The following is an 18081-nucleotide window of genomic DNA, read 5'->3' as shown; positions in this document are numbered from 1 at the left end:
ATTATCTTGTCAGAGTGCGGTATTCGGTGGTCTGAACCCTTCCGGTCGGTGGATGGGCAGGCCGAGCGCGCTGCGCTGGACAGCCAGGGTCAAATCTGTCGCGGTGACCACGCCGATGAGCCGGCCGTGCTGGTCGACCACCGTGATGACGTCGAAGTCGGGTCGCAGCACCACCTGGGATGCCACGGTGGCGAGCGGTTCGTCGCCCGAGACCCGGGCAGTCGGCGGCAGCGGGCGGGCGACGTTACGCACCTCGGTGGTTTCGCGCGCCGCCGCCGGCAGGGGAGTGAGATCCGACCAGGCGAGTTCACCGATCGGCCGACCCTCCTGATCGGTCACCGGGAACACCCGGTGACCGGTGTGCACGATCTGCGAGCGCAGCAGATCGGCGACGGACCAGTTCGCGGGAACCGACAGCGGGTGTTCGGTCATGACATCATGTATCCGAGTGTCGCCCAGCCGATGTCGTAGCCCGGCGGCGGCCAATTCGACATTGGCCGCCGAGTACAGGAACCAACCGAGCAGCATCAACCAGAGTCCACCGCCGTTTCCCACCGCCAGCAACTCCGCGCCACCGAGGATCAGCAGACTCAGCCCGAGAACTCGGCCGCTGCGCGCGGCCACGGTGGTGGCGCGCAGCTGATCTCCGGTGTGTCGCCAGATCAGCGCGCGCAGCACGCGGCCACCGTCCAGTGGTGCACCGGGCACCAGATTGAACACGGCCAGTATGAGATTCATCGCGGCCAGCCAGCCGAACATCTCCGGTACCGGCCCGCTGACCAGGGCGCCGACCGCACCGGTGATGCCCAATAGACCGACGCCGAGCATGAGACTGGTGAGCGGTCCGGCCAGCGCGATGCGCAGGTCCGAGCGCGGATCCTTCGGTTGGTCGCCGAGCTCGGACACCCCGCCGAGTAGCCACAACACGACCTGTTCGACGCGAGTGCCGCTGCGGCGCGCGACGATCGAATGCGCCAACTCATGACTCAGCAGGGAAGCGAACAGCCCGACCGCGCCGATCGCGGCGATCAGCCAGACCGCCACCGAGTTCCCGTGTGCGTCGGCGAGCGAACGTCCGAGGAGATAGGTGAACAGGCCGAGGGTCGCCAGCGCCGACCAGTGCGCGCCGACGCGAATGCCCGCGACGCGCCCCAGCGGGATCGTCGCACGCAACATCTCAGCGCTCCCGCGCGTCGGCGCGGACCAGCCCCTCGGCGAGCAGGATGCGGTGTGCCTGCTGAGCCGCCTGGGTCGATCGGTCATCGCCGGGCTTATCGGCGGGCAGCCGTTCGAGGCCACGCGCCAGCACGGCGACGGCGTCACCGAGCGCCCGGACACGGTCCGCGAGTTCGGCGAGCGAATCGACCGCGGGCTCCCTGGCGACCGGTTGCCATTCGACCGGCGACTCGTCGACCGCGACGTGTGCGCCGGACAGCGTGCCATACAGATGCATCGGCAGCACCGCGAAGATCCGGTTCAACTGTCCTGGGGAGAAGAGCTCCGACAACGCCGCCGTGACCGCACCCGCGACCGGACCGACCCCATCTTCGTCGATGCCAGCCTCTCGGGCGAACTGCCCGATGAATTCCGCGGCACCGTGCCGGACCGGCACATGGCTCGGCACCCAGCCCTCGTAGTACGCCCCGCGCAGTAGTTCGGGCAATTGCGCGCTCAGATGCGCCGAACTGCTGACGCTGATGCGGTCGCGCACGGTGTGCAGCCAGGCGCGTAGCGCCCGGTAGGCGAAGGCCCGGTCATCGGTATCGAGACTGTCGGCGACGGCGCGCAGCCAATCGTGGGCGGTCTGCACGGCGGGCGCGAAGGGATCGACGTGATGCGACATGGCTGGCCTCCTGGTACTTCCCTGGTGTTATAGGCCCCAGCCTGCGACGCGAGTGGCCGCCGACCAAGGGTCGAAGGGTGCCCTCGGGTGTGCCGATGGTCCCGCTTTCGAATCGCCGATCGCTCGATATCGCGCACCGGGCCCCGGTGGTCGACTCGAGCGGCCGGGAATCGGTCGGTCAAAGGGCGCGGACCTCGAGCACCTCGTCGAGCGGGCGCCGTGGCGTCGGTGTCGGATCGGTGTCCTCGGGGGCGGTGCCGATGCGGATCACGACCTGGGGCACGTCCGGCTGCGGGACCACCTCGGCGATCACCGAACGACTGGCGACGAGTTCGGTGATATGGGTGAGCGCGCAGGTGGCAAGCCCGCGAGCGGTGCATTCGAGCAGCACCTCCGACAATGCCTCGCCGGTATGCAGCCATTGTGCGGGCGCCTCGCCGAGGGTGCTGAGCACTACCAGCCGGGATCGGTCTTCGAGTTCGGCGCGGCGCACGGAGTACGGCGCGGGCGGGAAGCTACGCCCGACGTCGACCCTGGCCGCCTCGGCGTCCGATACCAGCGCGGCGGCGGGGACGCCCTCCTTGACAGCTGAATGACCTGTCCACCAATGCAATTCGTTCTGATACGGCATGTCGTAACGGCGCAACGCAGTGGCGTGTTCGGTGGCCGCGGCCAGTCGGGGCCGGTTGCTGTCGGCGATCTCGTCGACCGCCACATGATGCGGCCTGGCCAGTTCTCGCAGGGCGTCGAATACGTCGAACCAGCCGTCCGGCGCCAGCATCGGCAACCGGTCGGTGCGTCGCCTGCGGATGGCGCGCACCCGGGCGGCCGTCGTATTCAGCGCGCCGGGCCACGGCCGGAATTCCAGCGTGGCCAATAGCCCCGGGAGGTCGGGGTCGGGTATCCGGGTGACATCGGCGAACCAGCCCATCGACACGAAGGCCAGGCGCGCGTGGTCGAGCACAGCGCCGCAGCTGATCACCATTTGTCTGCCGAGCGGATCGGCCGACCGCAGCAGCCGGTCGGTATCGCTGAACAGGTGCAGCCGCGTGCCGTCGAACACCCAGCGCCACGGCTGGGTGTTGTGCACCGATGGAGCCCGGCAGGCGAGCATCAGTGCCATGCGCACGGTCCGCAGATCGGGTGTGCTCGCACGATCGCTTGCGTTCATACTTCGAGTGTCGACCCCGGGTTCGTCCACCACGATGGTCACTGCGCACCGATTCGAGGGCCCATCGTCACCCCATCCCTACCTGCCCAGCTTCGGGCACCTGGTGCGGTCGAACACGGAACCGCGTCAGCGCGTTCTCGACGATTCCGAGGCCGTTGGTACCTGGCGGATGGGGCGATCGGCCCTGCTCGGGTGGCGTGCAGGGGAGCACAGTGGGTTCGTACCGCCGAACCGATCGGCGGCACCGGCTCGCGAGCTGAGGAGACGTCGAGATGATGTATTGGTACGACCACGATCTCAATGGTTGGGGATACGCGTGGATGAGCATCGGGATGGTGCTGTTCTGGGGCCTGCTGATCGCGGCCTTCGTGATCCTGGTCCGCCTCGCCACACGGCCCGATCAGTCGTCGGCGGACCGGCACGAGCGGGCGGCCGAACAGCTACTGGCCGAACGCTTCGCACGTGGCGAGATCGATGAGAAGGAATACACCGATCGCCTCGCGACGCTGCGCACCCACATGGCATCGAGATCGCCGCGATAACCGGAATACGTGCCGGTACGGGTGACGGAGTGGCTGTGCCGGTCGCGGATGCCTCCGACAGTTCGGGGCCGACCGATGTCTGCCCGCAACGCAAATCAGTTAGCGGCGGGCAGGATTACGAGCCGATCGCCGGTCCGTGACTGTCTTACTGCTCGGCAACATCAGATGCAGATGCTGAAACTGAACCCCACCCCCAGCGGAATGTTGAAACAGAACGCCACCGAACCGAATGCGGGCGAGGTCGGCGCGGGATCTGCTGCCTGGGCGGCTGACGCCGACGGGGCAGCCGACGCCGTGGGGACGGCGAGCGTGGAGGCGGATAACGCGATGGCAATTGCCGCGAATGCCGGGGCAAGTTTTCTGAACATTTCAACTTCCTTCGGTGAGCGACGATCAAATACCCCCGACCCGATGTTGGCGCACAGCCTGATTGTCCGCCGATGCAATGACGGTCACAAGGCCCTGATCCGGACGCGCAAGTGCTTACACCGAGACAATTCTGTGCCGTTTCGCTCAATTGCGCACCCACCGCGATCCGCGCTCTTCGCACGGTGAGCAGCGCCGAATCCGCGCCGAATTCGGCCTGCTCGATGATGAATTCCGCCGATGGTTGTGTCACGAGGCGCACGCGGGGTCGACATGGATCCGGCCCTCGGTAAAAGAGCATTCGGCCCCGCGATCAGGGGGACCTTCGGCCCTGGGGCGGCGGCGGGGCGCGGTGGTGGCATGGGGAGCCGATGGATTCGAGCGGAAGAAAGGTGGGGTCCGCGGCGTGAAGATGACCGAGCTGCTGGATTCCTCGAAAAGGAAAGGTAGGCAATACCATTGACGCGTGAGCTGACCCAACGGGAGATACTCGCCGAACTGGAGCCGATGGCCGAGGATTGTGTGCACCGCCACTTGTCGATGAGCAAGGATTGGCATCCGCACGACTACGTGCCATGGGACGAGGGCCGCAACTTCGGCGCTCTCGGCGGAATCGATTGGGACGCCGAACAATCCTCGCTCAGCGAGGTCGCCAAGGCGGCGATGGTCACCAATCTGCTCACCGAGGACAATCTGCCCTCCTATCACCGCGAGATCGCCGAGAACTTCTCCCGCGACGGCGCCTGGGGCACCTGGGTCGGCCGGTGGACCGCCGAAGAAATGCGCCACAGCACCGTGATTCGCGACTATCTTGTGGTGACCCGTGGCGTCGATCCGGTCGCGCTCGAAGAGGCGAGGATGGTCCATATGACCAATGGCTTCTCTTCGGGGGTCAGCGAAGCCGATATCGACAGCGGCGCCGGATTTCTGCATTCGGTTGCCTACGTGAGCTTTCAGGAGTTGGCGACCCGAGTCACTCACCGCAATACCGGTCGAGTATGCGACGACCCGACCGCCGATAAGATGTTGCAGCGTATCGCCGCCGACGAAAACCTGCACATGATCTTTTATCGGACGATGTGCGGGGCCGCCCTGGATCTGGTGCCGGACCAGGCGATCGAGGCCGTCGCCAATATCGTGCAGAACTTCCGGATGCCCGGCGCGGGAATGCCGAACTTCCGCCGCAATGGCGTGCTCATGGCCAAACACGGCATCTACGACCTGCGCCAGCACCTCGAAGAGGTGCTCCAGCCCGTGCTACGGCAGTGGAATCTTTTCGGCCGCACCGATTTCAGCGCACGCGGCGAACAAGTGCGCGAACGTTTAGCGGCATTCCTCGAAGATATGGAGAAGGTGAAGATCCCGCGCTTCGAGGAACAGCGCGACCGCGCACTGGCCCGCGAACGTGCCCGGGTCTGATCTGCCAGCCACGACCGGGGACCCGTCTCGGCGGGTCTCGGCGTGGCTGCTGCTCATCGGTGGTCTACTCGGCTGGCTGGCCTCGGTCACCTTGACCATCGAGCGCTTCAAGCTGTTCACCGAACCCGGCTACCGCCCGTCCTGCAGCATCAACCCGATCCTGTCCTGCGGATCGGTCATGGTCACCGAGCAGGCGGCGGTCTTCGGATTCCCCAATCCGATTCTCGGCGTGGTGGGTTTCTCGGTGGTGGTCACCCTCGGTGTATCGGTGGTGGCCGGGGTGGGCCTGCCGCGCTGGATCTGGCGCGGACTGTGGCTCGGCACCGCGGTCGGCGTCGGATTCGTGTGCTGGTTCGTCTTCCAGACCTTGTACCGGATCAACGCGCTGTGCCCGTACTGCATGGTGGTGTGGGTCGCCACACCGTTGCTGTTGATCCTGGTCAGCGATCGACTCTGGAGCCGAGCGGGCGGGCCGCTCGGCGTGCTGGTGCAGTGGCGATGCACGATGCTGGCACTGTTCTACGCGGTGGTCCTGCTCCTGGTTTTCCTGCGGTTTCAGGACTATTGGCTATCGCTGGTGTAGTGGCTTATTCGTGCTTCATCGTCAGGATGTCGGTGAGCGGGCGGCGCGGCGTCGGCGGGGTTTCGGGTTCGTCGTCGGGTGCGGTGCCGACACGGATGACCACCTGCGGGATACCGGGGTGGGGGAGCATGCCCGCGATAACCTTTCGGCCCGAGGGCATTTCGGTGATGTGGGTCAGCGCGCAGGTCGCCGAGCCGGCCGTGGTGCACTCCAGTAGTACGGCGGAGAGCGCTTCGCCGGTGTGCAGCCATGCGGTGACGGACTCGCGGGACGAGCTGAGCACCAGCAGGCGCGCATGGTCCTCGAGTGTGCCGCGCCGCGCCGAATGCGGTGCGGACGGGAAGTTTCGTCCGACGCCGACGCGGGCGAACTCGGCATCGGAGACCAATGCCTCGCGTGGGACGCCTTCCGGGTCGCCGGAATGTCCGGCCCACCAATGCAATTCAGTCTGATACTCCATGTCGTAGCGGCGGACCGCGGTGGCGTGTTCGGAGGCCACCGCGAGCTTCGGGCGAGCGCTCTCGTCCAGGACATCGAGTTCGAGGTCGTGGGGTGTCACCAGCATCCGCCCGGCGTGCAGGAGCTGCGACAAGCCCGATGGCGCGAATAGCGGCAGCCGGTCGGTGCGCCGCCGATCGATCGCGCGGGCCCGGGACAGCACACCGGCCGGGGGATCGGGCCACGGCCGGAACTCGATGGCCGCGAGGTAGTCGGGACGGTCTGAATCGGGCAGACGCACGGTATCGGTGTGCCATCCATTGGCGGCGAAGACGGTGCGCACATGGTGCAGCATCGCGCCACAGCTGATCACGAGTTGCCTGCCCAGCGGGTCGGTCGAGGTCAGTTGCCGATCGTCGTCGCGGTACAGGTGCAGCCGGACTCCGTCGAATACCCAGCGCCATGGCTGGGTGTTGTGCAGCGACGGCGCACGCGCGGCCGAGCGCATGGCCGCCAGCACCGTCGGATGGTCGGGCACGGAACGTACTGGGGAAGGGCTGATATCGGTCATACCTTCGAGTCTCGGCGCGCGATATGCCGCTCGATATGGGCCTTGCGCCTGTTCTCGAAGGCCCATGGTCACCCGCCGACCGGGGTCGGTGTGTCGGATACCGCGCCGACCGGGGCCTCTTGTTCGCGTTCGGCGCGTTGTTTGATGCCGAGCAGCATCTTGCGCTCCATGACCCAGCTGCCCGGCTCCATGATCAACCGGTTGAACACACGCATGGGTACTGTCGCATCGGGCAGCGCGATGCGGTTGCGGCTCACCAGTCGCGTGCCCTCGTCGCTCGGATACAACCCGAACGCCCACACCCAGTGCCCGTCCTCGGAGGCGAATACCAGTGCGTGCTCAGGCTCGAGGACGGCCACGCGCATGCGCGGGCCGGTATCCCCGAGCGCGAAGGTGTCACCGACGGAGAGGTTTTGGAACTGCGGCAGGATGGTGTCGGCGCTGTGCATATCCAGCCCGAGCAGGTTCTCGATCCAGTCGTAGGTGTAGGCGCCGCCCCGGCCTGGGCCCATCTGGACCAGCCACGGCCAGATCCGCTCCGGGGCCGCGTTGATCGTAATCGACCTGGTGGCAACGATATCCGGGTCGGTGAGCAGGTCGTCGCCGGGCATGGCCCTGGCCACTTCCTCCTTGGTGGAGCCCCACTCGAGGCAGCGACTACGCAGGATTACCTGATAGCCCACCGCCAATCCGGCCAGATATGTGCCGATGCCGATCGCGCAAGCAGTCGTTTTCTTCATATCCGGTACGTTCCACCGAATTTCGACCCGAGCACAGGGTCGTTCGGCTGTGGGAGAGCAGACCTTGGTCGATGCGGCTACTTCGGGCCTGGACCGGGGTGCTCGATCACCGTCGTGCGCCGTGCGTGACAGCCAGCGGCTCAGTTCTGCGGATGATCGTCCTCGGTGCGCGGTGAGCGGTCGTTGTCACCGCGCATCATCAGCAGGAGCATGACCGGGCAAGCCATGACGACCAGCGAGGTCAACAGGGTCGGCGCCGATGCTCCGGCGAGTGCGATCGCGGATATCAGGATCGTCAGCGCGATCACATACAGCGGTGCGTAGCGGATGGTCACGATGGGCCTCTTCCTTGGATCGGTGGCCGTGCGCCCTCAGCGTTATCCGATTCTCGTGCCGCACCAAGGGTCCTTGGTCCTCGGCGGGGGAGTGCCGATCGTCCTGTATTCCACGCCGATGCCCGAGGCTGCGCGCCGATTTCCGCCCGGTTCCGCCGCTTTCGGCGAACCGTAGCCACCGCACGTGTTCCGAGCGACCGGCATTCGAGCTGCACAACCCGCATATGGTGGAGCGGGTGCGTACCGAGACGCATATCGGGTGGGTGCCGAACCGCATCCGGTGGCCGTCGCCGGATCCGCGTCCGTGCTGGTAAGCGAACGTTGCGCGTAGACAACGTTTTTCGGCGGCGATTCGTACGAGAAGAGACCCGGCGTCGAACAAGCCGGTGGCCACAAGTGCCGATGGTCGGATAGGCCAGGGACTTTCGGCCCTCCCGTGATCGGCGCGCGGAATGTTGCCATCGACATGAGATTACGAAGAGGTCGAATCGAGCAAAATCGAAGAGCGAGGTCCTCATGAGTCCGTCTGGGAAGTGGTCGAGCGCGGCCTTCCCGGACATCGTCGTGTTCCCGCGCGGACGGATCGCGGAGTTGGAGCTCGAACGCGTTGCCGGAGCGGTCGGCCGACTGCTCGCCCGATATGGGGTCGAGGGGGGTGCCCGGGTGCGGGTCGTCGCCGCGAACTGTGCGAACGGGCCGCAGTTGGTGCAGGTGAATCTGCGCATAGGCGGCATTCCAGCGCGCGTGCAGACGATCACTCCGGGTGCGGGCGTCGTGCTGCCGGTCGTGTTGCGGCTGGAGCGGCTGGTCAAACGGGTGACGGCACATCCACAGCCGTCGCCGGAGCCGGATCCTATGCGGCGACCGCTCGCGACACCCGGCAAGGGCGTGATCACGCGCCGCAAGAACTGCTCGTTGCAGGTCTGCGCACCGGATGCGGCGGTGGCGGTGATGTACGCCATGGACTATGACGCGCACCTGTTCACCGACGCCGACACCGGTGCCGATGCGATCGTCTATCGTGCGGGCCCCGCAGGAATCGGGCTGCTCCGTTCGCCGCGCGCCACAGCATCGGAGGCGGCGCCGTCGCGAGTTCCGGAGTTGGCGGAATCCGTTGCCGTCGACCGACTCTGCGACGACGGCCTGCCCTATCTCTTCTACATTGATCCCGCCAGCCGTCGCGGGTGTCTGCTGTATCGCCGCTACGACGCCGACCTCGGACTGATCACACCCCGCGACCATCTCGATACGCCGGTCGCCGGGTGAATCCCGCGCCGAACCGCGTTGGTTCGACGTACGCACGATTCTTGTTCGAGGCCGACACCCACGAGACTCGTCATGCCCACAGCGGTGGGACCGATGTCCATCAGGACCGGCACACCAGGACCGGACAGGTGGTGTGGTGGAGCAGGTCCCGGCTGGTCGATCCGAACAGCAGAGCCATCGCGGTGGGGTGGCCGTGGCTGCCGACGACCAGCAGTTGCACATCCTGCGCTATCTCGTTCAGCACCGAGCGGGCCAGGCCGGGGACCGGCATCTCGATGACCTCCACATCCGGATATTCCGTGCGCCACCCCGCCAGTGACTCGGCCAGCAGGGTGCGTTCTTCCTCGCCCCGGTCGAGATGGTGGCCGACCGGTTCGATGCGTGAGGGCCAGCAGTGCACGGCGGTCAGCGGCGCTTCGAGTGCCGCGGCGATTTCGAAGGCGTGGGCGATGGCCGCAGTGCTGAGTTCGGTGCCGTCTATGCCCACCGCCACCGGCTTCCCGTGCGGAATGGGCCTGCCGCCCGCGCCACGCCACACCCCGACCGGGCAGTGCGCGTGCTGGGCGACATGCATGGTGGTCGGTCCTACCAGTCGGTCGCCATAGGCGGTGCGCGCGCCGACCACGACCATGCGGGCGTGCGCGCTCAACGCCACTAGCGCGTCGGCGGGCGGGCCTTCGGGGTGCACCGTGCCGACGGTCAGATTCGGGTCACAGGTGTAGACGAGCTGGCGGGTGCGCTCGATGGTTGCGCGGGCGGCGTCGGAAGAGTGCGGCGAATGGATGCGCTCGGCCAACTGCCGCGCGGCCGTGGCCGAATGCTGTTGCGCGTAGGCGATCAACAGCGGTGCGCGCAACGCACCGGCCAGATACGCCGCCCAGCGCGCCGCGTTCAACGCCGTCGGTGAATCGTCGACGCCGACAACGATCGAGGTGCGATCGGCCCTGATGCTCATTCGATCCGCACTCCTTGCCGCGAGATCTTTCGGCTGTACAACCGCACTCCACCTTCGTCCCCCCGAGGCCCGCCACGGTAGGGACATTGGTGCTCGATGACGAGGCCCTCGGTCAACCGACGCACGAATGCCTCGGCGAATTGCGCACCTTGCCGGAACACAACGCCCTATCCACCCGCACGGCATCGGCAGGCGCCGACTGAGCGGCTCGCGGTGTACCCGTGCGGAATGGTGAGCAGCCACCATTTCACCGGGACCAAGCCGCAGGACAACTGCTGCGGATACTCGATGGGCCATCCGCCGGATAGTCGGTGGATTGCAAGCTGAACGGCGTCACCCGCATCGCTGTTCGGTACTGGCCGCCGTGGCGATCGAACTCGGCACGGCGGCCTTTCGCTGGGCTCCGGCTGTGGATGCCTTTCGACGCGTGTCTGGTCGCGCGTCTTCAGTTCGTGTGCTGACCCACCCGATGTGCGGACCGGTGCGCCCGGCCGATGGTGAAGCGGGCGGCGCGGCGGTGTACGCGGTGGCCGGTTGTTCGGTGGCGCTGCGGAGCAACACGTTTCGGGGCGCGGAAGAAGAAGTGCTTACCGAATTCGGCGAGCGCGAGATAGGCAAGCACCATGAGGGTCAGCGCCAGGAAGAAACCGCCGGGGAGCGGGGTGAAGCCGAGGTCGCGGGCGAAAGGCGTTGCGGGTAGGAGGGCTCCGGTTGCCACCGCAGCCAGGGCGGCCATGAGTAGCGCGACGCTGGGATGGCTACGGAAGAACGGAGTGCGGCGAGTCCGGATGACGAACAGGACCAGGGTCTGTGTGGCCAGCGACTCCACGAACCAGCCGGTGTGGAACAGGGTTTCGTCGGCGTGGAAAAGCCCGAGCATGATCGCGAAGGTGGCGAAGTCGAACAGCGAACTGATGGGACCGAAGACCAGCATAAAGCGTCGGATCAGTCCGACATCCCAGCGCGACGGACGCGAGAGTTGTTCCGCATCAACGGTATCGGTGGGGATGGCCAGCTGGCTGGCGTCGTAGAGCAGGTTGTTGAGCAGGATCTGCGAGGGCAGCATCGGCAGGAACGCCAGGAACGCGGAAGCGCCCGCGGCACTGAACATATTGCCGAAATTGCTCGACGTGCCCATCAGCACGTATTTCATGGTGTTGGCGAAAATGCGTCGGCCTTCCACCACGCCGTCGGCGAGCACGTGCAGGTCCTTCTCCAAGAGCACCACATCGGCGGCGTCCTTGGCCACATCGGTGGCCGAATCCACCGAGATGCCGACGTCGGCGGTGTGCAGTGCGAGTGCGTCGTTGACGCCGTCGCCGAGGAAGGCGACATCGATGCCGCGGGCCCGTTCCGCGCGCACGATCCTGGCCTTCTGTTCCGGGTCGACGCGTGCGAATATCGTCGTGGCAGAGAGAGTTTCGCGCAGCTGTCGATCGTCGAGCCGGTCGATTTCGGGTCCGGTGAGCACACCGCCCTGTGCTAGCCCGAGCTCGGTGCAGACATGTCCGGCGACATCGGGATTATCGCCGGTGATGACCTTCACCGCCGTGCCGAGTTCGGCCAGTCGCCGCAGCGCGTCGCGTGCGCTGGCCTTCGGCGGGTCGAGGAATACCAGGAATCCGCGCAGGCGCAGGTCGTGCTCGTCGTCCGGGTCGAGTCTGTTGCGGCCGGGGGCGGGGCGGGTCGCCACCGCGACGATGCGGTGTCCGGACCGGAACTCGTTGTCCAGCACGGTTTTCGCGGTATCGGGCAGTTCGGTGCAGCGTTCGAGCACGGCCTCGGGCGCACCCTTGGTGATGATCAGCGGCTCGCCATCGCGGTCCGCGGCATCCTTGCGCGGGAGCATGAGCACCGTGACCAGGCGGCGACGGTGGTCGAAGGGCAGCACGGCCAGTCGGGTGTACTGCGCGGCCGCCGCGCGCGGCGCGGTCGGCGCCTGCCAGAGGGCGGTGTCGAGCGGATCCCCGCCGATGACGCGCTCATCGCGCACGGTGGCGTCGGTACAGACCAAGCCGAGCAGCATCGTTTCGTCCGAGGCCGATCCATCGGGACCGAGTGCGCGCATGAATTCGATCCGACCCTCGGTCAGGGTGCCGGTCTTATCGGTGAACAACACCTCGATATCGCCGAGATCCTCGATGCACACGAGACGCTTCACCAGCACCTTGCGGTGCGCGAGCTGCCGCGAGCCGGCGGCCAGGCTGGTCGATACCACGGCGGGCAATAACTGTGGGGAGATGCCGACGGCGATGGCGAGGGAGAACAGCAGCGCCTCCAGGATCGGGCGATGCAGGGCCAGATTCACCGCGAAGATGCCGATGGTCAGTACCGCGGCGACCCGCACGAGAAGCAGCGAGAACCGGCGCAGTCCGAGCTGGAACTCGGTGTCGGGCTAGCGAGTTCCCAGTCCGAGGGCAACTCGACCGAAGACGGTCGAGCCACCGGTCGCGACCACCACACCGCGCCCCTGTCCGGCGCTCACCACGGTGCCCATCAGCGCGCAACTGCTCAGCTCCGCCAGCGTGGCACCGGGCGGCACCGGCTGCACCGATTTCTGCACCGGAATGGATTCGCCGGTCAGCACCGACTCCTCGCATTGCAGTGCCGTCGTGCTGAGCAACCGGATGTCCGCTGGTACGAGCTGTCCGAGCCGAAGTTCGATCAGATCGCCGGGGACCAGCTCGACCAGGCCGACCGATTGCGCCGCACCGTCGCGAATCACCGTGGCGCGGTGCTGGATTCGATCGTGCATCGCCTCCGCGGCCCGCTCCGCGCGGTACTCGTTGAACAGGCCGAGCCCGACCGAGGCGGTGAGGATGACGCCGATGATGAGCGCATCGGTGTGCTGGCCGAGAAAGAAGGATGCGGTGGCGGTGACTGCCAGCAACAACAGCAGCGGCGATCGCAATTGCCGCGCCAACACGGGCAGCAGGCGGGCCTGATGTGAGCGAACCGCGTTGGGGCCGAGGGCATGGGACCGGCGACGGGATTGCGTCGTCGTCAGCCCCGCGCCGGTGGCCGACAGCGCCGAGAGCACATCCGCGACCGGCATCGCAGCGGCGACCGAGACCTCGATTTGGTCGAAACCTGTTGTCTCACGATCGATCCGGTGCGGTGCCGCAGTCATCACGATGCGGTGTGCGCCCGGGGTGGCCGCGCGGGCTTCGGGGTTCGCGGTGCCGTTGCCTCGTCGACGACGGACATTGCGGCCTGGACGATCGCGGTGTCCGGCTTGGACGACGCGGCGAGCGCATCGGATTCGGAGGTTAGGCCGATCACCCGGTCGTTGTCGTCGAGGACGGGCAGCGCGGCGAAGCCGTGTGGGGTGAGCTGATCGATGGCCTCGGTCAGCGGAGCTTCCGGCCGGACAGTCACCACCGACCCGCTGAGGATATCGCGTGCGCGCATCGCTGCCACCTCACGAAATAGTCGGACTTCTCGGCTCATCATCGGCTGCGCAACGGTGCGGGATCGAGGGGCAAAGGTCCGCTTCCGCCGAGAACTCGGTCCCTTCGCCGCCGGTCGGCCCGCCGTGCTGTAGACATCGACGCAGCGCCGACCGGATCATGGCGGTCGGAGTGGTCGGCCGATGACACGCGCCCTGCGTGTAGGTGTTTGGACGCATGGTCCTGAGCGTCTTGGGTTCGGGATGACCGGCATCAACCCGACAACTGGGCCTTTCGATCGCCGATTGGCCTGTCGAATTCCTCGGCTAGCACGGAGCTCGCCGACCGCGCTAGGCCCTTATGCGCCCTGGACCGGACCAGGGGCCTCCGTCAGCTCACCGGCCGACGGGCGCCTGATCAGTGCGCGGCGGGGTGTGGTCGAGGGAGTCGATGGCGGCCTGGAGTTTGATACTGGCTTGCGCGGCGACGGGTTGCAGTGCTGGTTCGTCGGTGACTTGGACCATCAGTTGCGGGTTCATCGCCTCGACGATGATGGCGGTGTCGGAGGTGGGGTCGCGGCGCACGATGACGTTGCAGGGCAGCAGCAGTCCGATCTGGCGGTCGATGCTGACCGCCCGGTGGGCCAGGGGTGGGTTGCAGGCGCCGAGGATGAGGTAGTCCTCCATGTTCTCGCCGAGTTTGGCTTCGAGTGTGGCGCGCATGTCGATTTCGGTGAGAACTCCGAATCCTTGCTGCGAGAGAGCGTCTCGGGTACGGGCGACGGCGTCGTCGAAGCTGGTGTGCAGTGTGGTGGACAGTCCTAGCTTCATGAAGGGTCGTGCCTTTCGGGGAGCGGCGCGGTGGTTGTCGGTCCGTGCTGTGGATGGGCGCGGGCGCTGGTGCCTGATGGCACGCCCAGCCGTGCCATCAGCAGGCTGGACGGGCACCAGCCCACGGCGCTATAGAGGAGCAGGTTGGCGCCGACGAGGGCGGTGAGGATCGACCACCACGGGGACAGCGTCACAGTGAGTGCGGTGCTGAGCAGCACCACCGTTCCGGCCAGGAGCGGGACCAGTCGAGCGATGGTCCATTCGCGGTCTCGCACGGGGTGAGTCATGAGAGTCTCCGTTCGTACGGATGGCCCCGCCTGCCGTCGGGTCGTTCAGGCTAGGGCCAGAAACAGTTTTTCCAGCTCGTCCACGGTCATCGGGTTCGAGCCTTCGGCGGTATCGCCGGTGAGGCATTCGCGCAGCCCGGTGGCCACGATCTTGAATCCGGCGCGGTCGAGTGCGCGCGAGACCGCGGCCAGCTGGGTGACGACGTCTTTGCAGTCGCGGCCTTGTTCGATCATGGCGATGACGCCGGCGAGCTGGCCGTGAGCGCGGCGCAGTCTGTTGAGCACTTCGGTGATTGCGGTGTCGTCGCCGACCATGGTGTCTCCTCGTTTCGTGAACTCTTGCCAGAATACCCCGTAGGGTATCCCGGCAAGAGTTGAGGTCAGTGGTGGGCGAAGTTGATCGTCGGCAGGATCTTGCGCAGCCAGGCCGGCGACCACCAGGCATGATGCCCGGTCAGGCGCAGGGTGACCGGCAGCAGGACCAGCCGCACTACGACTGCGTCGAGCAGGACCGCCACGCCGAGGATGATGCCCATCTCCTTCGGTGGCAGCGGTTGGGCCAGGGCAAAGGTGAAGAACACCGCGACCATGACTGCGGCGGCCGCGAGAATTACTCGCCCGGAGTGGGCCAGGCCGTCGATGTGGGCGATCTTGGAGTCACCGGAACGTTCGTAGTGTTCTTTGGCGGTGGCCAGCAGGAACACGGTGTAGTCCATGGCGATGGCGAAGATCATCGCGAAGAAGAACACCGGCCCCCACCCGTCGAGGAAGCCCTGCGGAGTGAATCCGAGCAGGCCCGCGCCGTGGCCGTCTTGGAAGATCACCTTCGCCACACCGAACGCCGCCGCGGTCGAGAGCAGACTGACCAGAGTGCCCAGTGCGGCGATCAGGGGTGCTTGCAGCGCGATGAGTAACAGGAGGAATCCCAGTGCCAAGATCACCGCGACGATGAGCGGGAAGTAGTCGTCGAGAGCCTGTTGCAGATCGAGGTTCTCCGCGGGCGCGCCGCCGACGAGCGCCTGCTCGGGCAGGCGATCGCGCAGCTGGTCCAGGATTGCGCCCATACGCTCGTCGGAGGGATCGACCTGTGGCAGTGCCTGCATCATCACCAGGCCCGACCCGTCAGCCGCAGGCTGGGCGGGGGTGACCATCGCGATGCCGTCGGTGGACGCGGCGATCCGTGCGGTGTCGGACGCCATGGCGGTGGGGGCAATGATCTGCAAGGCACCCGGTGCGCCCGAACCGAGCTGTCGCTGCACCAGTTCGTAGCCCTGACGGACCGGCGCCTCGGCAGGCACGACCTGGATCGAGGGCATCGCGACCTGTAAACCGAGTACCGGGATCGCGAGCGCGATCAGCAGTGCGAGCCCGCCGATCGCGAACGGCCAGGGACGGGTGTGCAGCATTTCGCCCCATCGCGCGAATCGTGGGGACCGATACTGCTGCCGCTTGGCGTAAGGCAGAGAGCCGGCGTTGACCTTGGCGCCGAGCGCGCCCAGGGCCGCGGGCAGCAGCGTCAGCGTGGCGGCCAGCACGAAACCCACCGCCAGCATGATGCCCACCGCCATCGTCCGCACCGCCGGTGCCGGAACCAGCAGCACTGCCGACAAGCTGACCAGCACCGTCAACCCCGACAGCACGACCGCTTTGCCCGCGGTGTCCATTGTTTCGGCCACCGCAGCGCGTGCGTCGGCCGTCTTGGTCAGCGCGTCGCGGAAACGGGCAACGAGGAACAGGGCGTAGTCGATCCCCAGTGCGAGGGCGAACATCATCGCGAAGTTCATCGCCCACACCGAGATCGGGGTGACGTGGTTGAGCAGCACCAGTCCTCCGGCCGAGGCCAGCAGACCGGCGACGGTCAACAGCAGCGGCAACCCTGCCGCGACCAGCGATCCGAACGCGAGCACCATGATCGCCAAGGTCACCGGCCAGGAGAATAGCTCGGCTTTGATCATCGCGTTGTGGTTGGCGGTATTGAAATCGCTCCACAGCGCCGACGCACCGGTCGGGTAGACCTCGATCCCGGCGCCGGACAGCGCGGTCAATGCCTGCTTATGGTCATCGACCGCTTTGACCATATCGTCGGTGGAGGCGTTCGCACCCGCGATCACGATGCCGGTGTGCCCGTCGGGACTGATCGTCATCCCCGGCTGCGGCGCGACCATCGCACCGAAGCGGGCGTCGCCGGCGAACACCGTCGCGACCTCGCCGATCACCCGCGCCATCGCAGCGCTGTCGACGGTCTCGGTTTCGGAGTGCACCACCACCTGCACCGCGGCCGAGGAGTTCCCGCCGAAATGCTGCTGAGCCAATTCCCGCACTCGCACCGACTCCGACCCGTTGGCCTGCCACCCGGCCCCCGCCAGCGAGGTGAACACGCTCGGCGCCGCGGCACCTAGCGCGACCAGCAGTACCAGCCACACCCCGAACACCAAGCGCGCGCGCCCGGCCATCGCGGCACCGAGACGCGCCATGAGACCGCCCACTGCCTGCCCGACGGTGTCATTGACCATCGTGTCCGTCATCGATGCACCTCCGTGCCGGTGGTCGTTCCGTGTCCACACATGCCATCTCCTCTCATACCCCTGGGGGTATCATTTGAGACGAGCATACCCCCAGGGGTATGTGGGGGAGCGGGTGTGGCGGACACCACTACACCCGCTGCCATGCCCCCGACATCGATCGCGATTCTCGTGCTCGATGCGTTCTCACGAAGGAGGAGCACCTATGGCCGACATTGATCTGTATGTGGATCCGGTGTGCCCGTTCGCATGGGTGACCGCGCGGTGGCTGCTCGACAGCGCCGAGGACGACCACACGGTGAGCTTGCGGCAGATGAGCCTGGCCATGCTCAATGACGGTCACACCATCGACGCCGACCACGAACCGATGATCACCCGCTCACGCCGGATCGGACGTGTGTTCGCCGCCGCAACGCAGCGATACGGCCACGACGCCTTCACGCCGCTCTACCTGGCACTGGGCTCGCGGCTGCATCCACGCGGACCGCACACCGAAGACGACGCCGTCACCGCGGCGGCCATCGACGCGACCGGCCTGGACCCCACCCTGATCGACGCCATGGGCGACACCCGCTACGACGCTGCGGTCGCCCGCGATCACGACGCGAGCCAAACCGCGCTCGGAGGGCGCGGCGGCAGCCCCATCATCGCCATCGACGGCCACGGCTTCGGCGGCCCCGTTCTGACCGCGCCACCCGGCCCGCAACACGCCACCGAGTTGTTGCACGCCGTCATCACCGCGGCAACCACGCCCGGATTCGCCGCGCTACAACGTCCCTACCAGGGCCCACCCACCATTACCACCCCCGAGGAACGCCACTGAG

General features: G+C 66.8%; 20 protein-coding genes. 5 read left to right on the top strand and 15 right to left on the bottom strand.

Features of this window, described 5'->3' with window-relative positions:
* Nucleotides 1–9 precede the first annotated feature (9 nt).
* The 3 genes from ACHQ4I_RS25440 to ACHQ4I_RS25430 all read right to left on the bottom strand — a co-directional run bounded on the left by ACHQ4I_RS25440 (nucleotide 10) and on the right by ACHQ4I_RS25430 (nucleotide 3014).
* Nucleotides 10–1176, bottom strand: a complete 1167-nt coding sequence (locus tag ACHQ4I_RS25440) for a site-2 protease family protein (protein WP_420774356.1) — start codon at nucleotides 1174–1176, stop codon at nucleotides 10–12.
* Nucleotide 1177: 1 nt separating this feature from the next.
* Complete coding sequence (locus tag ACHQ4I_RS25435) at nucleotides 1178–1843, bottom strand: DUF2267 domain-containing protein (RefSeq protein WP_420774355.1); 666 nt, start codon at nucleotides 1841–1843, stop codon at nucleotides 1178–1180.
* A 178-nt stretch (nucleotides 1844–2021) separates the two neighbouring features.
* Nucleotides 2022–3014 carry an Acg family FMN-binding oxidoreductase gene (locus ACHQ4I_RS25430; RefSeq protein WP_420774354.1) on the bottom strand — a complete coding sequence of 331 codons (993 nt, stop codon included), beginning with the start codon at nucleotides 3012–3014 and terminating at the stop codon, nucleotides 2022–2024.
* Between the two features lie 272 nt (nucleotides 3015–3286).
* Between ACHQ4I_RS25430 and ACHQ4I_RS25425 the strand changes: the two genes are divergently transcribed.
* On the top strand, nucleotides 3287–3556 hold the full coding sequence (locus ACHQ4I_RS25425) for an SHOCT domain-containing protein (RefSeq protein ID WP_420774353.1): 270 nt from the start codon (nucleotides 3287–3289) through the stop codon (nucleotides 3554–3556).
* A 161-nt stretch (nucleotides 3557–3717) separates the two neighbouring features.
* On the opposite strand, the gene ACHQ4I_RS25420 is transcribed toward ACHQ4I_RS25425, so the two are convergent.
* Nucleotides 3718–3924, bottom strand: a complete 207-nt coding sequence (locus ACHQ4I_RS25420) for a hypothetical protein (RefSeq protein WP_420774352.1) — start codon at nucleotides 3922–3924, stop codon at nucleotides 3718–3720.
* A 457-nt stretch (nucleotides 3925–4381) separates the two neighbouring features.
* Between ACHQ4I_RS25420 and ACHQ4I_RS25415 the strand changes: the two genes are divergently transcribed.
* Nucleotides 4382–5341: an acyl-ACP desaturase gene (locus tag ACHQ4I_RS25415; RefSeq protein WP_420774351.1), complete on the top strand. Its 960-nt coding sequence runs from the start codon at nucleotides 4382–4384 to the stop codon at nucleotides 5339–5341.
* Entirely contained in the window at nucleotides 5328–5924 is a 597-nt protein-coding gene (locus ACHQ4I_RS25410) for a vitamin K epoxide reductase family protein (protein ID WP_420774350.1), read from the top strand. Before ACHQ4I_RS25415 ends, ACHQ4I_RS25410 begins: the two co-directional genes overlap by 14 nt.
* 4 nt (nucleotides 5925–5928) lie before the next feature.
* Here the strand turns inward: ACHQ4I_RS25410 and ACHQ4I_RS25405 are convergent, their stop codons facing one another.
* The 3 genes from ACHQ4I_RS25405 to ACHQ4I_RS25395 form a co-directional block, all read right to left on the bottom strand.
* Nucleotides 5929–6933, bottom strand: a complete 1005-nt coding sequence (locus ACHQ4I_RS25405; protein WP_420774349.1) for an Acg family FMN-binding oxidoreductase — start codon at nucleotides 6931–6933, stop codon at nucleotides 5929–5931.
* Between the two features lie 68 nt (nucleotides 6934–7001).
* On the bottom strand, nucleotides 7002–7673 hold the full coding sequence (locus tag ACHQ4I_RS25400) for an SRPBCC family protein (protein WP_420774348.1): 672 nt from the start codon (nucleotides 7671–7673) through the stop codon (nucleotides 7002–7004).
* A gap of 140 nt (nucleotides 7674–7813) precedes the next feature.
* Entirely contained in the window at nucleotides 7814–8008 is a 195-nt protein-coding gene (locus ACHQ4I_RS25395; RefSeq protein ID WP_420774347.1) for a hypothetical protein, read from the bottom strand.
* A 516-nt stretch (nucleotides 8009–8524) separates the two neighbouring features.
* Between ACHQ4I_RS25395 and ACHQ4I_RS25390 the strand changes: the two genes are divergently transcribed.
* Nucleotides 8525–9274: a sigma 54 modulation/S30EA ribosomal C-terminal domain-containing protein gene (locus ACHQ4I_RS25390; protein ID WP_420774346.1), complete on the top strand. Its 750-nt coding sequence runs from the start codon at nucleotides 8525–8527 to the stop codon at nucleotides 9272–9274.
* Nucleotides 9275–9374: 100 nt separating this feature from the next.
* Here ACHQ4I_RS25390 and ACHQ4I_RS25385 read toward each other — a convergent pair whose 3' ends face one another.
* From ACHQ4I_RS25385 to ACHQ4I_RS25355, 8 genes are all read right to left on the bottom strand, one after another.
* A complete protein-coding gene (locus ACHQ4I_RS25385) occupies nucleotides 9375–10229 on the bottom strand; it encodes a universal stress protein (protein ID WP_420774345.1) in 855 nt (284 codons plus the stop codon).
* A 445-nt stretch (nucleotides 10230–10674) separates the two neighbouring features.
* Nucleotides 10675–12600, bottom strand: coding sequence for an HAD-IC family P-type ATPase (locus ACHQ4I_RS25380; RefSeq protein WP_476445409.1), 1926 nt, complete (start codon nucleotides 12598–12600; stop codon nucleotides 10675–10677).
* A gap of 24 nt (nucleotides 12601–12624) precedes the next feature.
* Nucleotides 12625–13359 (bottom strand): P-type ATPase actuator domain-containing protein, encoded by a 735-nt coding sequence (locus tag ACHQ4I_RS43265; RefSeq protein ID WP_476445407.1) that lies wholly within the window; start codon nucleotides 13357–13359, stop codon nucleotides 12625–12627.
* Entirely contained in the window at nucleotides 13359–13640 is a 282-nt protein-coding gene (locus ACHQ4I_RS25375) for a CBS domain-containing protein (RefSeq protein WP_420774344.1), read from the bottom strand. Before ACHQ4I_RS25375 ends, ACHQ4I_RS43265 begins: the two co-directional genes overlap by 1 nt.
* Before the next feature lie 373 nt (nucleotides 13641–14013).
* A complete protein-coding gene (locus ACHQ4I_RS25370) occupies nucleotides 14014–14448 on the bottom strand; it encodes a DUF302 domain-containing protein (RefSeq protein ID WP_420774343.1) in 435 nt (144 codons plus the stop codon).
* Nucleotides 14445–14735 (bottom strand): YgaP family membrane protein, encoded by a 291-nt coding sequence (locus ACHQ4I_RS25365; protein WP_420774342.1) that lies wholly within the window; start codon nucleotides 14733–14735, stop codon nucleotides 14445–14447. Before ACHQ4I_RS25365 ends, ACHQ4I_RS25370 begins: the two co-directional genes overlap by 4 nt.
* Nucleotides 14736–14780: 45 nt before the next feature.
* Nucleotides 14781–15050, bottom strand: coding sequence for a metal-sensitive transcriptional regulator (locus tag ACHQ4I_RS25360; RefSeq protein WP_420774341.1), 270 nt, complete (start codon nucleotides 15048–15050; stop codon nucleotides 14781–14783).
* 65 nt (nucleotides 15051–15115) lie between these two features.
* Nucleotides 15116–17260: an MMPL family transporter gene (locus ACHQ4I_RS25355; RefSeq protein WP_420774340.1), complete on the bottom strand. Its 2145-nt coding sequence runs from the start codon at nucleotides 17258–17260 to the stop codon at nucleotides 15116–15118.
* Between the two features lie 202 nt (nucleotides 17261–17462).
* Here ACHQ4I_RS25355 and ACHQ4I_RS25350 point away from each other — a divergent pair, with 202 nt between their 5' ends.
* A complete protein-coding gene (locus ACHQ4I_RS25350; protein ID WP_420774339.1) occupies nucleotides 17463–18080 on the top strand; it encodes a mycothiol-dependent nitroreductase Rv2466c family protein in 618 nt (205 codons plus the stop codon).
* The last annotated feature ends 1 nt before the right edge of the window (nucleotide 18081 follow it).

Origin of the sequence: Nocardia nepalensis (assembly GCF_048910785.1) — a bacterium.
Lineage (GTDB): Bacteria > Actinomycetota > Actinomycetes > Mycobacteriales > Mycobacteriaceae > Nocardia > Nocardia nepalensis.
The sequence above is the reverse complement of the archived record's forward strand: the minus strand, read 5'-3'. Positions and strand labels throughout refer to the sequence as shown.